Here is a 12,398-nt window from a genome sequence, read left to right on the forward strand (position 1 = left end):
GCGCCCGCGGTGGGCGGCTCCATGTGAGCGTCCCTATCCGGCTGGTTGCGGGTGTGGTCGGCTAATTGTCGGAGTGTCAGTTCATCACCCCGACTAATGCGACAATTTACACCTGGATCCGCGCGTGTTCCGCCAGATCCTGGGCCGCCGCGATTGGTTACGCGTTGTAGGAGGTGAGGGGCGGATGTCGGCGTTCGACAGCGATCTACCTGCTGTCCCACACATCTCCGAGCGCTCCGAACAGGGCGTACCTGACGCTGCGCGGTCTGATCATTACCGTAACGAGGTTGCGCAGCGTCACCGTCGGAGGTCTAGGCTGTCTGCTGTCCCCGATGATCCATCCATTTCTAGTGATCGAGAATTCGACGTGACGAGTGCGTTGACGCTGCCCACAGGTGGCCAGCTGGCGTCGTCCTGGCTGGAGACGCCGCCAGGCTCCCAACCGCTGCCCCGCGAACTGGACCACCTCCTCGCCCTCCGCGTACCGGGGCTGATCGCTACGCGCCGTCACCTCCACTCGCACCCTGAGCTGTCCGGCAACGAGTTCGAGACGGCCGCCCTGATCGCCCGCGAGCTCTCGCTGGCCGGGCTCAACCCGCGCCTGCTGCCCAAGGGCAACGGCGTGATCTGCGACATCAACGGTCGGCCGGACGGCCCCGTGGTCGCGCTGCGCGCCGACATCGACGCCCTGCCCTTGGACGACTCCAAGGACGTGCCCTACCGGTCGACCGTGGCGGGCGTCTGCCACGCCTGCGGCCACGACGTGCACACCACGATCCTGCTCGGCGTCGGCATGCTGCTGGCCCAGCTCGCCGACCTGGGTGAGCTGGACGGACGGGTCCGGCTCATCTTCCAGCCGGCCGAGGAGATCCTGCCCTGCGGCTCGCTGGAGGTCATCGAGGCCGGCGGCCTGGACGACGTGGTGCAGATCTTCGCGCTGCACTGCGACCCGAACCTGCCGGTGGGGAAGGTCGGCCTGCGGGTCGGCCCGATCACCGCGGCCGCCGACAACGTCACCGTCCGGCTCTCCGGCCCGGGCGGGCACACCGCCCGCCCGCACCTGACCGTCGACCTGGTCGACGCGCTCGGCCGGCTGGTCACCGAGGTGCCCGCCCTGGTCAGCCGCCGGGTGCCGGCCAACAGTGGCCTACTGCTGGTCTTCGGCCACGCCTCGGCCGGCACCCGCTACAACGTCATCCCCTCCGAGGCGAGCGCCTCCGGCACCCTGCGGGTGATGGACCGCGACACGTGGGAGTTGGCCCCCAAGATCGTCGCTCAGGTGGTCCGGGACGTGATCGCGCCGACCGGCGCCACTGTCGACCTGGAATACCTGCGCGGCCGGCCGCCGGTGTCCAACGACGCGCGGGCCATCCAGGTGCTGACCGCAGCCACCGCCGCCGCGCTCGGCCCGGAGGGGATCGCCGAGACGCCGCAGAGCATGGGCGGCGAGGACTTCTCCTGGTATCTGGAGTACGTCCCCGGCGCCCTCGCCCGGCTCGGGGTGGGTCGCTCGGGTCCCAACGTCGACCTGCACCGGGCAAGCTTCGACGTGGACGAGCGGGCCATCCCCGCCGGCGTACGCGTCATGGTGCAGACCGCGCTGCGGGCACTGGCGGCGGCGCGCTGACCGGAGCGGTCGGCATCGAGGTCCTCTTCCGGCGACGCAGCACCAACAGCAGCACCGCCACCGGTACGCCGATTGCCAGCAGCCACGGCAGCAGTGCCCCCAGCACGGTGAGCAGGACGGTCAACGAGGCCACGAACGCCCTCCAGCCGCCCTTGAGCCCGACCAGGAAGCCGGTCTCGGCTTCCTCCTCGGTGGCCTTGGCCGCCGGCCCGACAAGTGTCACGGTGATCGTGGAGAGCGCGGTCAGGTCGGCCAGTCGTCGTTTCTTGGCCTCCAACGACGCCAGGTCGGCCTCGCGGCGACCCAACTCGTTCTCCAACGACACCAGGTCGGTGATCGAGCTGGCGCGGGCCAGCAACCGGCGGGCGCTCTCCACCCTGGCCCGCTGACTGGTGATACGCGCGTCGAGGTCGACGATCGCCTCGGTGGCGTCCTCGGTGCTGATCTCCCGGCTCTGCTGACTCCCGCGCTTCGCGATCTCGTCCACCACTTCGGTGAACTTCTCCGCCGGCACCCGCAACTGCAACTCCGCCACCGCGTCGGCACCGGCACTGCGCCGCTGGTCACCGCCGATGAAGCCACCGGCGCGGGCGACCAGGGCGCTCACCTCGCGGGCCTTGGCGTCCACATCGTCCACCTGCACCCGCATCGAACCGGTGTAGATGATGGCCCGCTGGTCGACCCGCAGGTCCGGTGCCCCGGCGCCGGCCTCCTGGGGCGCCCCGGCCCCGGCCTGCTGCCGGTCCCCGGCCTTGGCCGCCTCGGGCGCTACCGCCGCGTTGTCCCGCGCAGCGTCGCGGTCCACCGCCGGTGGGGCGGCCGCGGTGTCCGCCGTTCCACTGTCGCCGGCCCCGCACCCGGTCAACACCAGCGCCGCCGCCAGCGCCGTTACCGCCAGCAGTGTGCCGCGTCGTCGTACCGCCTGTCCGTCCATCCCCGCTCCCCTCGTCGTGATCCGGTGTGGCGATAGCTCGGACGTGGCGCACACGTCGGCTGGTTCCGGCAGACTGCGCTGAGGACGTCACGATTCGATAATCGAGGAGTCACGATGCGGCTCACCAAGTACGCCCACTCCTGCCTCCGGGTGGAACACGACGGGGGAGTGCTCGTCGTCGACCCCGGGGTGTTCGGCGACTCCGCGACGGCGTTGGATGGCGCGGACGCGGTGCTGATCACCCACCTGCACTCCGATCACCTCGACCTGGCCGCGGTGCGCCAGCAGCTCGACCGGCGACCGTTCCCGATCCACGGGCCGGCCTCACTCGCCGAGACCCTGGGCGACACCGCCGAGGTGTTGCACCCGGTCACGCCCGGCGAGTCGTTCACCGCCGCCGGGGTCGCCGTCCGGGCGTACGGGGGGCGACACGCGGTGATCCACCCCGACATCCCCGTGGTGGACAACCTCGGTTACCTGATCAACGACGTGGTCTACCACCCGGGCGACTCCCTGGTGGTGCCCGACGAGACACCCGTCGACACGCTCTTCGCGCCGATCCACGCCCCCTGGTCGAAGTTCTCCGAGGTGCTCGACTTCATCCGCGCGGTCGCGCCCCGGCGGGCGTACGCCCTGCACGACGGCCTGCTCAACGACAACGGTCTGCGCGTGCTGAACGGGCAGTACACCGCGCTGTCCGGCACCGAGTACCAGCGGCTGGAGCCCGGTACCCGGGTGGACGTCTGATCCGATGCCCGGCCCATCAGCGGAGCTGGTGCAGCAGCTCTACCGCATCCCACCGGACCGGTTCGTGGCCGCCCGGGACGCCGCCGTGGCCGAGGCCCGCCGTGCCGGCGACCCGGGCACCGCCCGACAACTGGCCCGGCTACGTCGCCCGACGGTGGCGGCCTGGCTGGTGAACCTGCTCGCCATCCAACGCCCGGAGCTGGTCGCCGACCTGGTCCAGCTCGCCGATGCCCTGCGGACGGCCCAGCGGGAGCTGCGCGGGCCTCGACTGCGGGAGTTGTCCGCGCAGCGCCGGGCGGTGGTCGGCGCCCTGGTCGCCGAGGTTCGCAAGCTCGCGGTGGCGGAGTCGGACGCGCCACCGGCCGGTCGGCTGCCACTGGCCGAGGTGGAGTCGACGCTGAACGCGGCGTTCTCCGACGTCGACGTCGCCGAGCAGGTCCGGGCGGGCCGCCTGCTCCGGGCGGCCAGCTACGCCGGCTTCGGCGAGGTGCCCCGCCCGCAGCTGAGGTTGGTCACCGGCGACGACGAGGAGGAGCCCGAGGAGGAACGCCCCGCCCGCCGACCGGGTACCCAGCGGGGGCGTCCCGAGGCGGTGCCCCGCCCGGACCGGGCCGCGGAGCGCGCCGAGCAGGCCGCGCAGCGGGCCGCCCGCGCGGAGCGGGCACGGCAGCGCCGCGCCCTGGATCGGGAGTTGGCCAAGGCCCGGACCGACCAGCAACGCGCGGAGGCCGAGCTGACCGAGGCGGCCGGACAGGAGCGGGACGATGTTGCCGTACTCGATGGGATCGAGGCCGAACTGGCCGAGCTGGAGCGGCGGCGGGCGGTCGCCGAGCAGGATCTCAGTCGGGCCAAGCTCGCTCGGCGTGCCGCCGAGCGAGCGGTCACCGTGGCTCGGCGGCGCGCGGGCGAGGTCGAGGCGGCGGTCGAGGCGTTGGCGGCCGAAGAGGGGGATGCGGACGAGGGCGGTGGCGCGGGAGACTGACCATCGATGGACGACGACGAGTGTGCGGGCCGTCCAGGGCGGGTGACCCCGGATCGGGGCCTCGTCGTGGTCGATGGATCGGGTTGCCCGAGAGGGCGGCTCGGATGACACCGGAGCAGGTCGCTGCCGCCAGCAAGCCGGTCGTGCTCGACCTCGGCGACGCGTTCACCCGGGATCCGGCCACGTTGCGCCGTGCCCGACTGCTCGGCATCTCCGGCTGGGCGTTCTACATCAGTGGTCGGGCTGGCGCGCTTGGCGATGTGCGGGCCGAGACGGCCGCCGCGGCGCTCGGGTTCATCGCCCCGGACGCGGTTGCCGACGGGTGGGACGCCGCCGCCCGGATCGTCCCGCCGATCGAGGTGGCGACGGCGAGCCTCGCCGAGTGCTGCCGCTGGGGCGCGCAGCAGCTCGACGCCCGGCCCGCCATCGAGCGCCTGGCGTTCCTCGTCGAGCGTGCGGTGGTGGCGGCGGACGCCAGCGCCATGCCGCTCTTCGCCGCGTGGCGGGCCATGCCGCTGCCGGATCTCTCCGCCGGCGCCCGCAGCGCCGCCGGGCTGCGACTGCTCCGGGAACACTTCACCGGTGCCTACCTGCTGGCGGTACGCGCCGCCGGGATGACCCCGCTGGAGGCCGTGCTCGCCGGGCCGGAGGGGGAGGCCGGGGCGGTGGCCTGCGGCTGGTCGCCGCCCTACCCGCCGATCGGGCCGTTGGTGCGCCGGCGACTCTGGGCGGAGGCGGTGACCAACCGTCTCGTCGCGCCGGCGTTCACGGCCCTCGGTCCGGCTGCCGGCGCCGAGCTTGTCGAGTTGCTGCACCGCACCCGGGCCGACCTCGCCGCCGGTGTGTGATTGACGACCCTCGTCGCACCCGATCCGCGCTCCGCTCAACGGCGGGAGCAGACTGGGGAGGTGCGATACGCGCTGCTAGGCCGACGCGGTGCCGGTGGGGCGGGACCGCAACTCGGTGACGTAGTCGTCCGGGGCGCCCGCCTTCTCGGCGGCGTTCGCGATCTCGGACAGATACCACGACGTCGGCAGGCCGCCCTCGTACCCGTTGAAGACGTAGATCCACGCGGTCACGTCGCCGTCGAGGGTGGAGACCCGGACGTGCAGCTTGCGGTACGTGCCGGCGGTCACCCCCTCGATCTGGTCGAGCTGACCCGCGTCGTACGGGTGGATGTCGTAGAGCGCGACGAAGACCCGGTCACCGGGCGACTCGACCAGGGTGCTGACCGCACCCTCCCAGCCGATCACGTCCGCTCCGGCGAAGGTCAGCCGCCAGCCTTCCAGCCAGCCGGTGCCCACCATCGGCGAATGCGGACAGTAGGCGCGCATTCGGGCGGGATCGAGATTTGAGCCGTAGGCGGCGTGATGACGCACGGCGATGACGATAGCCCGGCGGACGGGTGGGGGAGAATACGACAGTGCGTGTCGAATGCGCTCGGGAGAACAAAGTCACTGTGAAATTGGACGAAGGGCGAACGCTGTGAGCCGGATCGTGATCATCGGTGGGGGGCCGGCCGGGTACGAGGCGGCGCTGGTCGCCGCCCAGCTGGACGCCGATGTCACCGTGGTGGAGGCCGATGGTGCCGGCGGGGCCTGCGTGCTCTCCGACTGTGTGCCGTCGAAGACCTTCATCGCCAGCTCCGGGGTGGTCACCGGTTACCGGGACACCGAGGAGTTCGGGGTGCACTCGGACGGCCTGGAGGCGGTCACCGTCGACGCCCGGGCCGTGCACGAGCGGGTCAAGCGACTGGCGTTGGCGCAGTCCGCCGACATCCACGCCAAGCTCCTCAAGGCCGGCGTCACCTTCGTGGCCGGCACCGCCCGGCTCGGCGAGGACGCTCTCGGGCACACCCATCTGGTCGTCGTGACTCCCGCGGACGGCGGGGAGGAATACTCCATCGCGGCGACCACCGTGCTGGTGGCCACCGGCTCGACACCCCGCCAGCTACCCACCGCCGTACCGGACGGTGAGCGCATCCTGACCTGGCGCCAGGTGTACGACCTGCCGGAGCTGCCCGAGCACCTGATCGTGGTCGGCTCCGGTGTCACCGGCGCGGAGTTCGCCAGCGCGTACCTGGCCATGGGGGTCCAGGTGACCCTGGTGTCCAGCCGGGACCGGGTGATGCCGCACGAGGACGCCGACGCCGCCTCCGCCATCGAGCGGGTGTTCCGCAACCGGGGCATGGAGATCCTCAACAACTCCCGGGCCGACGCGGTCCGGCGTACCGCCGACGGCGTCGAGGTGGAACTCTCCGACGGCCGCAGGGTCACCGGCTCGCACGCGCTGATCACCGTCGGTTCGATCCCGAACACGGCCAACCTGGGCCTGACCGAGTACGGCGTCGAGCTGGGCCGGGGCGGCTACGTCACCGTCGACCGGGCGTCCCGGACCAACGTGCCCGGCATCTACGCCGCCGGTGACTGCACCGGGGTGCTGCTGTTGGCCAGCGTCGCCGCGATGCAGGGTCGGATCGCCATGTGGCACGCCCTCGGCGAGGCGGTCCGCCCGTTGCGGCTGCGTACCGTCGCGGCGAACGTCTTCACCGACCCGGAGCTGGCCACCGTGGGCGTCTCGCAGGACGAGGTGGACGCGGGCAAGACCCCGGCCCGGCAGGTGATGCTGCCGCTGTCCGGCAACGCCCGCGCGAAGATGGACGACCTCTCCGACGGCTTCGTGAAGTTGTTCTGCCGTCCGGCCAGCGGCCAGGTGATCGGCGGTGTGGTGGTCGCCCCGAAGGCCAGCGAGCTGATCCTGCCGATCACGATGGCCGTGGAGAACAACCTGACGGTCAACGAGCTGGCCCAGACCATCACCATCTACCCGTCGCTGTCCGGCTCGATCACCGAAGCAGCACGCCAGCTGATGCTCCACGAGCTGGAGTGACCCTCCGGGTCTGGATCACCGCCACCGTGGCCAGGACGGCTACCTCGGTGAGGATGAGCAGGCGTTCGGCCAGTCCGATGAGCATTCGGTCGCCGGGGTAGGCGGACCAGATCATGGCCGCCGCCAGGGCGAGGCTGAGCAGGACGAGGGTGCGGAGCGTCCGGGCCGCGGGGGCCAGGGCCGGCCGGCGGGCGAGCAGCCAACCGCTGACCGGTAGCGCCAGGAAGGCGACCACCGAGGCGTACCGGTGCAGGTAGGCCTCGGTGGTCATGGCGGTACCCGGCTCGTTGGTCGGCACCACCGCGGCGAGCAGCAGCCCGGCCACCCACGCGCCGAGCAGCAACTCGGCCGTCCCGGCGCGCGGTCGGGGTGGGCCGGTGCGGCGCAGCCCGCACAGCAGCGCCACCGTGGCGAGGGCGAGCACCACCATGGCCACGTCGATGACGCCGCCCCGGTCGGAGACCGCGAAGTCGCTGATGGTCAGCGCCCAGGGGCTGAGGTCGTCGTTGACTTCGAGGTGACCGATCACGGTGAGCAGCGCCGCCACGGCGATCCCGCCCAGGGCCAGCAGACCGGTGTTCCGGGTTCCAGGCATGCCTCAGCCTGTCGCCGCGACCACCCCAGCCGGATCCGGGAAGCCCACCGACATCGCCCCGAAAGGCGACCCCTAGAGGCATCCAGGCCCACCTTCCGCGATCTTGCACTTTCGGTCGCCCTTATGCGCGACACGCCCCAAATGCGGGGACACCAAGTGCAAGATCGCGGGGCAGGCGGGGGCGGGGCGACACTTAGTCGATGGGGACGTCGACTGCGGCGGCGCGGGCGTGGCGGGCGCTGACCAGCGTCATCGCCCATCCCGCTGCGGCGAAGCCGACCGCGGCGGCGGTGGCGATGATGGCCAGGCGCCACGCCGACTCGGTGAGCGCGGTGCCGCCGAGGTGCCCGACCAGCGCGCCGTAGGTGGCCCAGCCCAGCGCGGCGACGGCCTCGTAGAGCACGAACAGCCGATACGGGTAACGGCTGCGACCGGCCGAGAAGCAGGCCGCCATCCGGCCGCCGGGCACGAACCGGCAGAGCAGGATGACCATCGGCCCGGGTTGGCGGAGCCCCCTGGTGACCCGACTGGCCATCCGACGGGCCCGGCTCAGCTCGGCGTGCCGGGGTGCCCGCCGGTCCGGTGCGTTGCGTCCGAGCAGGTAGCAGGCCAGGTCGCCGGCGAAGACACCGAGTGCGCCGACGGCGATGGTGACCGGCAGGTTGAGCCCGCCGTAGACGGTGAGCGCACCACTGGTGATCATGACGATCTGGGTGGGGATCACCGGGACGAAGGCGTCCGCGATCAGGAGGGCGAGCAGCACCAGGTACGCCCACGTCGGCGATGCGACGTCAGTCAGTAGTTCGGGCACGCCTGCCACCTCGCCGGATGCGGCCGATTGGGTGTCTTGAGCCTGACGGCGTGTCCGGCGTCACGGAGGACAGGCCCGGTCCGTCGTGACGGTCGACACGACGGGGGCCACCCAGGTACAACGAGGTCAACCGATCTCGGGTGACGGGTGCGACGCCCGTCCCACCCGTCCGGTACCGGGCGGCAGAACGGCGTACGTCGGCGTACCGTTGACGGGCGCGGCCCACGCCCGTCGGGTCCCCCGTTCCTGACGATTCGGGCCGCCAGGGCCGCCGGCGGGTCCCGCGCCGGCGGCCCACCTCTCTGCTCGCCGCCGCAAATCCGGGTGCGTCCCCGGTTGCCCCGCGAGTACGGTCGCCGTATGCGCAGTGCGGTTGTGGTGACCACGACGCCGGGAATCCCCGGCGCGCCGCTCTGACGTAACCACAGTCGACCAGGCCCCGGGGCGATCCGCCCCCGAGGGCCGCGCGCCGTTCGGAGCCCAGGTCGCCTCCGGGTCGTACCCGATCCAGGAGCCCGACATGATCGACCACCGTAGGCTCGGCCGTGAGCTGGACCTCTTCGTCTCCGATCCGCTGGCCGGCGCCGGCCTGCCGATCTGGCTGCCGGCCGGCGCCGCCGCCCGGCACGCCGTCGAGGAGTACGTCCGGGAGTTGGAGCGCCGCTCCGGCCACCGGCACGTCTACTCGCCGCCGCTGGGCAAGCGCGAACTCTTCGAACTCTCCGGCCATCTCGGCTACTTCGCCGACGACATGTTCCCGCCGATGCGGCTCAGCGCCGACGACGAGTTCGTGCTCCGCCCGGCGCTCTGCCCACACCACGCGCTGGTCTTCCGGGCGCGGGGCCGTTCCTACCGGGAGCTGCCGCTGCGGATCGCGGAGCTGGGCGGGATGTACCGCTCGGAGCGTTCCGGGGTGCTCGGCGGGCTGGCCCGGGTACGGGCCATCTCGCTCAACGACGCGCACACCTTCTGCGCCCCCGAGCAGGTGGGCGGGGAGGTCGTCGAGATCCTCCGGCTGATCCGTGCCGCGCACGCCGCGCTCGGCGTCCGCCCGGCCGGCTTCCGGCTCTCGTTGCGCGGGCCGGGGGAGAAGTACGTCGGCGACGACGCGCAGTGGGCCCACGCGGAGGAGTTGCTCCGGGGCGCGCTGGCCGGCGTGGAGTACGTCGAGGCGCCCGGCGAGGCCGCCTTCTACGGTCCGAAGATCGACATTCAGATCGTCGACGCGGCCGGCCGGGAGTCGACCATCTCCACCATCCAGCTGGACTTCGACAAGCCCGAGCGGTTCGACCTGTCGTACACCGACTCGGACGGCAGCCGGCGTCGCCCGGTCATGGTGCACCGCAGCCTGGTCGGCAGCATGGAGCGGCTCTTCGCGTACCTGATCGAGGTGCACGAGGGCGCCTTCCCGGCCTGGTACGCCCCGGTGCAACTGGTGTTGCTGCCGGTCGGCGACGGCCAGGCCGGCGCGGCGGCCGACCTGGCCCGCCGGGCCGTCGACGCCGGCCTGCGGGTCGAGGTGGACGGCGCCGGCTCGCTGGGTGCCCGGATCCGGGACGCGGCCCGCCGCCGCGTCCCGTACCTCGGGGTGTTGGGTGCCCGGGAGGCGGCCGACGGACGCCTCGCGCTGCGCCTGCGCGGTGGCCGGGCCCTGGACCCGATGCCCGCCGACGCGGCGTTGGCCCTCATCGGCGGGCAGGTCGCCGCGCGCGCCGCCGAGCTGCTCCCGGGGGGCTGACCCACCCGCCGAGCCGGGGTGGGTCGCCGTCGGTCGCGTGGCGCGCACGGCGGCGACCCGCCCCTCAGACCGACGCCGGCTGGGCGGCGGGCTCGGCCGGTTCCTCGTCGGCCACGGCACCGGTGAACTGGGAGCGGTAGAGCCGGTGGTACGCGCCGTGGGCGGCGAGCAGTTGCTCGTGGGTGCCCTGCTCGACGATCCGGCCGTCCTCCATCATCAGGATCAGGTCGGCGTCGCGGATGGTGGAGAGGCGGTGCGCGATGACGAAGCTGGTCCGGTCCGAACGCAGCGCGGCCATCGCCCGTTGCAGCAGCACCTCGGTACGGGTGTCCACCGAGCTGGTGGCCTCGTCCAGGATCAGCAGCGACGGCTCGGCGAGGAACGCGCGGGCGATGGTGATGAGCTGCTTCTCGCCGGCACTGACGTTGCTGCCCTCCTCGTCGATGACCGTGTCGTAGCCGTCCGGCAGGCTGCGGACGAACCGGTCCACGAACGTGGCCCGAGCGGCGGCGAGGATCTCCTCCTCGGTGGCGTCCGGCCGCCCGTAGGCGATGTTGTCCCGGATGGTGCCGCCGAACAGCCAGGTGTCCTGGAGCACCATGCCGATCCGGCCGCGCAGGTCGTCGCGGCGCATCGTGGTGATGTCCACCCCGTCGAGGGTGATCCGGCCGGCGTCCAGCTCGTAGAAGCGCATGACCAGGTTGACGAGCGTGGTCTTGCCGGCGCCGGTCGGGCCGACGATCGCCACCGTGTGCCCCGGCTCGGCGACCAGCGACAGGTCGTCGATCAGTGGCTTGTCCGGCTCGTAGCGGAACGAGACGTGCTCGAACTCGACCCGCCCGTGCGGGTCGGCGACCCGGGCCGGCTCGACCGGGTCGGGGGTCTGCTCGTCCGCGTCGAGCACCGCGAAGACCCGCTCGGCCGACGCCACCCCGGACTGGAGCAGGTTGGCCATCGAGGCGAGCTGGGTGAGCGGCTGGGTGAACTGCCGGGAGTACTGGATGAACGCCTGCACGTCGCCCAGACTCATCGTGCCGGAGGCGACCCGCAGCCCACCGACCACGGCGATCGCCACGTAGCTCAGGTTTCCGATGAACATCATCGACGGCATGATGATCCCGGAGACGAACTGCGCCCCGAAGCTCGCCCGGAACAGCTCCTCGTTCTTCGCGTGGAACGCGGCCTCCACCTCACGCTGCCGGCCGAAGACCTTCACCAGCTCATGACCGGTGTACGCCTCCTCGATCTGGCCGTTCAACTCGCCGGTGTGCGTCCACTGGGCGATGAACTGCTTCTGTGAACGCTTGGCGATGCGCTGGGTGACGAGCACCGACAGGGGCACCGCGACCAGGGCCACCAGGGCCAGCAGCGGTGAGATCCAGAACATCACGGCCAGCACGCCGACGACGGTCAGTAGCGAGGTGAGCAGCTGGCTCAGCGTCTGCTGGAGGCTCGTCGAGATGTTGTCGATGTCGTTGGTGACCCGGCTGAGCAGTTCGCCGCGGGGCTGCCTGTCGAAGTACGGCAGCGGCAGCCGGTTGAGCTTCTCCTCCACCTCGGCGCGCAGCCGCAGCACGGTGCGCTGGACCACCCCGTTGAGCAGCCAGCCCTGCCACCAGGACAGCACGCTCGCGGCCAGGTAGAGCCCGAGGGCCAGCAGCAGCACCCGCTTCAGGGCGGCGAAGTCGATGCCCATTCCGGGCACCACGTCCATCCGGGCCAGCATGTCGGCGAAGCTGTTGTTGCCGTTGGCCCGCGCCGCGGCGACGGCCTGCTCGGCGGTGGTGCCGGCGGGCAGGTCCCGGCCGATCACCCCGGTGAAGATCAGGTCGGTGGCGTGGCCGAGGATCTTCGGGCCGGCCACGCTGAACCCCACGCTCACCAGGGCCAACGTGATGATCGCGGCCAGGTGCAGCCGGTGCGAGCGCAACCGGCCGAGCAGCCGGCGGGCGGACGGCCCGAAGTTCATCGACTTCTCGGCGGGCATCCCGGCACTCATCCACGGCGGACCGCCGCCCGGACGGCCGGGCGGCAGCCGCTTCGGCGTCGCCGCGCCGCCGGCGGGCGCCGACGCG

General features: G+C 72.2%; 11 protein-coding genes. 6 read left to right on the plus strand and 5 right to left on the minus strand.

Translation table 11 applies throughout. From position 1 onward, the window contains the following. The first annotated feature begins 367 nt into the window (after positions 1-367). On the plus strand, positions 368-1,627 hold the full coding sequence (locus AB0A90_RS04465; RefSeq protein ID WP_357241503.1) for an amidohydrolase: 1,260 nt from the start codon (positions 368-370) through the stop codon (positions 1,625-1,627). Here AB0A90_RS04465 and AB0A90_RS04470 read toward each other — a convergent pair. Next, a complete protein-coding gene (locus AB0A90_RS04470) occupies positions 1,584-2,582 on the minus strand; it encodes a DUF4349 domain-containing protein (RefSeq protein ID WP_357242376.1) in 999 nt (332 codons plus the stop codon). The two genes, AB0A90_RS04465 and AB0A90_RS04470, sit on opposite strands and share 44 nt — an antisense overlap. Positions 2,583-2,675: 93 nt before the next feature. Here AB0A90_RS04470 and AB0A90_RS04475 point away from each other — a divergent pair, with 93 nt between their 5' ends. From AB0A90_RS04475 to AB0A90_RS04485, 3 genes are all read left to right on the plus strand, one after another. After that, positions 2,676-3,308, plus strand: a complete 633-nt coding sequence (locus tag AB0A90_RS04475) for an MBL fold metallo-hydrolase (RefSeq protein ID WP_357241506.1) — start codon at positions 2,676-2,678, stop codon at positions 3,306-3,308. Between the two features lie 4 nt (positions 3,309-3,312). Next, positions 3,313-4,290, plus strand: coding sequence for a hypothetical protein (locus tag AB0A90_RS04480; RefSeq protein WP_357241509.1), 978 nt, complete (start codon positions 3,313-3,315; stop codon positions 4,288-4,290). Between the two features lie 104 nt (positions 4,291-4,394). Then, on the plus strand, positions 4,395-5,138 hold the full coding sequence (locus AB0A90_RS04485) for a hypothetical protein (RefSeq protein ID WP_357241512.1): 744 nt from the start codon (positions 4,395-4,397) through the stop codon (positions 5,136-5,138). Between the two features lie 75 nt (positions 5,139-5,213). Here the strand turns inward: AB0A90_RS04485 and AB0A90_RS04490 are convergent, their stop codons facing one another. Beyond that, positions 5,214-5,669 (minus strand): gamma-glutamylcyclotransferase, encoded by a 456-nt coding sequence (locus tag AB0A90_RS04490; protein WP_357241515.1) that lies wholly within the window; start codon positions 5,667-5,669, stop codon positions 5,214-5,216. 106 nt (positions 5,670-5,775) lie between these two features. Here AB0A90_RS04490 and AB0A90_RS04495 point away from each other — a divergent pair, with 106 nt between their 5' ends. Further along, positions 5,776-7,179, plus strand: a complete 1,404-nt coding sequence (locus AB0A90_RS04495) for an NAD(P)H-quinone dehydrogenase (protein WP_357241518.1) — start codon at positions 5,776-5,778, stop codon at positions 7,177-7,179. Here the strand turns inward: AB0A90_RS04495 and AB0A90_RS04500 are convergent. Continuing rightward, positions 7,136-7,774 (minus strand): DUF998 domain-containing protein, encoded by a 639-nt coding sequence (locus tag AB0A90_RS04500; protein WP_357241521.1) that lies wholly within the window; start codon positions 7,772-7,774, stop codon positions 7,136-7,138. The genes AB0A90_RS04495 and AB0A90_RS04500 overlap by 44 nt on opposite strands. Before the next feature lie 193 nt (positions 7,775-7,967). Then, entirely contained in the window at positions 7,968-8,585 is a 618-nt protein-coding gene (locus AB0A90_RS04505) for a DedA family protein (protein WP_357241524.1), read from the minus strand. Positions 8,586-9,105: 520 nt separating this feature from the next. Here AB0A90_RS04505 and thrS point away from each other — a divergent pair. Further along, positions 9,106-10,323 carry a threonine--tRNA ligase gene (gene thrS, locus AB0A90_RS04510; protein ID WP_357241527.1) on the plus strand — a complete coding sequence of 406 codons (1,218 nt, stop codon included), beginning with the start codon at positions 9,106-9,108 and terminating at the stop codon, positions 10,321-10,323. Positions 10,324-10,387: 64 nt separating this feature from the next. Here thrS and AB0A90_RS04515 read toward each other — a convergent pair whose 3' ends face one another. Continuing rightward, positions 10,388-12,310 carry an ABC transporter ATP-binding protein gene (locus tag AB0A90_RS04515; RefSeq protein WP_357242379.1) on the minus strand — a complete coding sequence of 641 codons (1,923 nt, stop codon included), beginning with the start codon at positions 12,308-12,310 and terminating at the stop codon, positions 10,388-10,390. Between the last annotated feature and the right edge of the window lie 88 nt (positions 12,311-12,398).

This window comes from Micromonospora sp. NPDC049204 (assembly GCF_040647935.1).
Taxonomy (GTDB): Bacteria; Actinomycetota; Actinomycetes; order Mycobacteriales; family Micromonosporaceae; genus Micromonospora.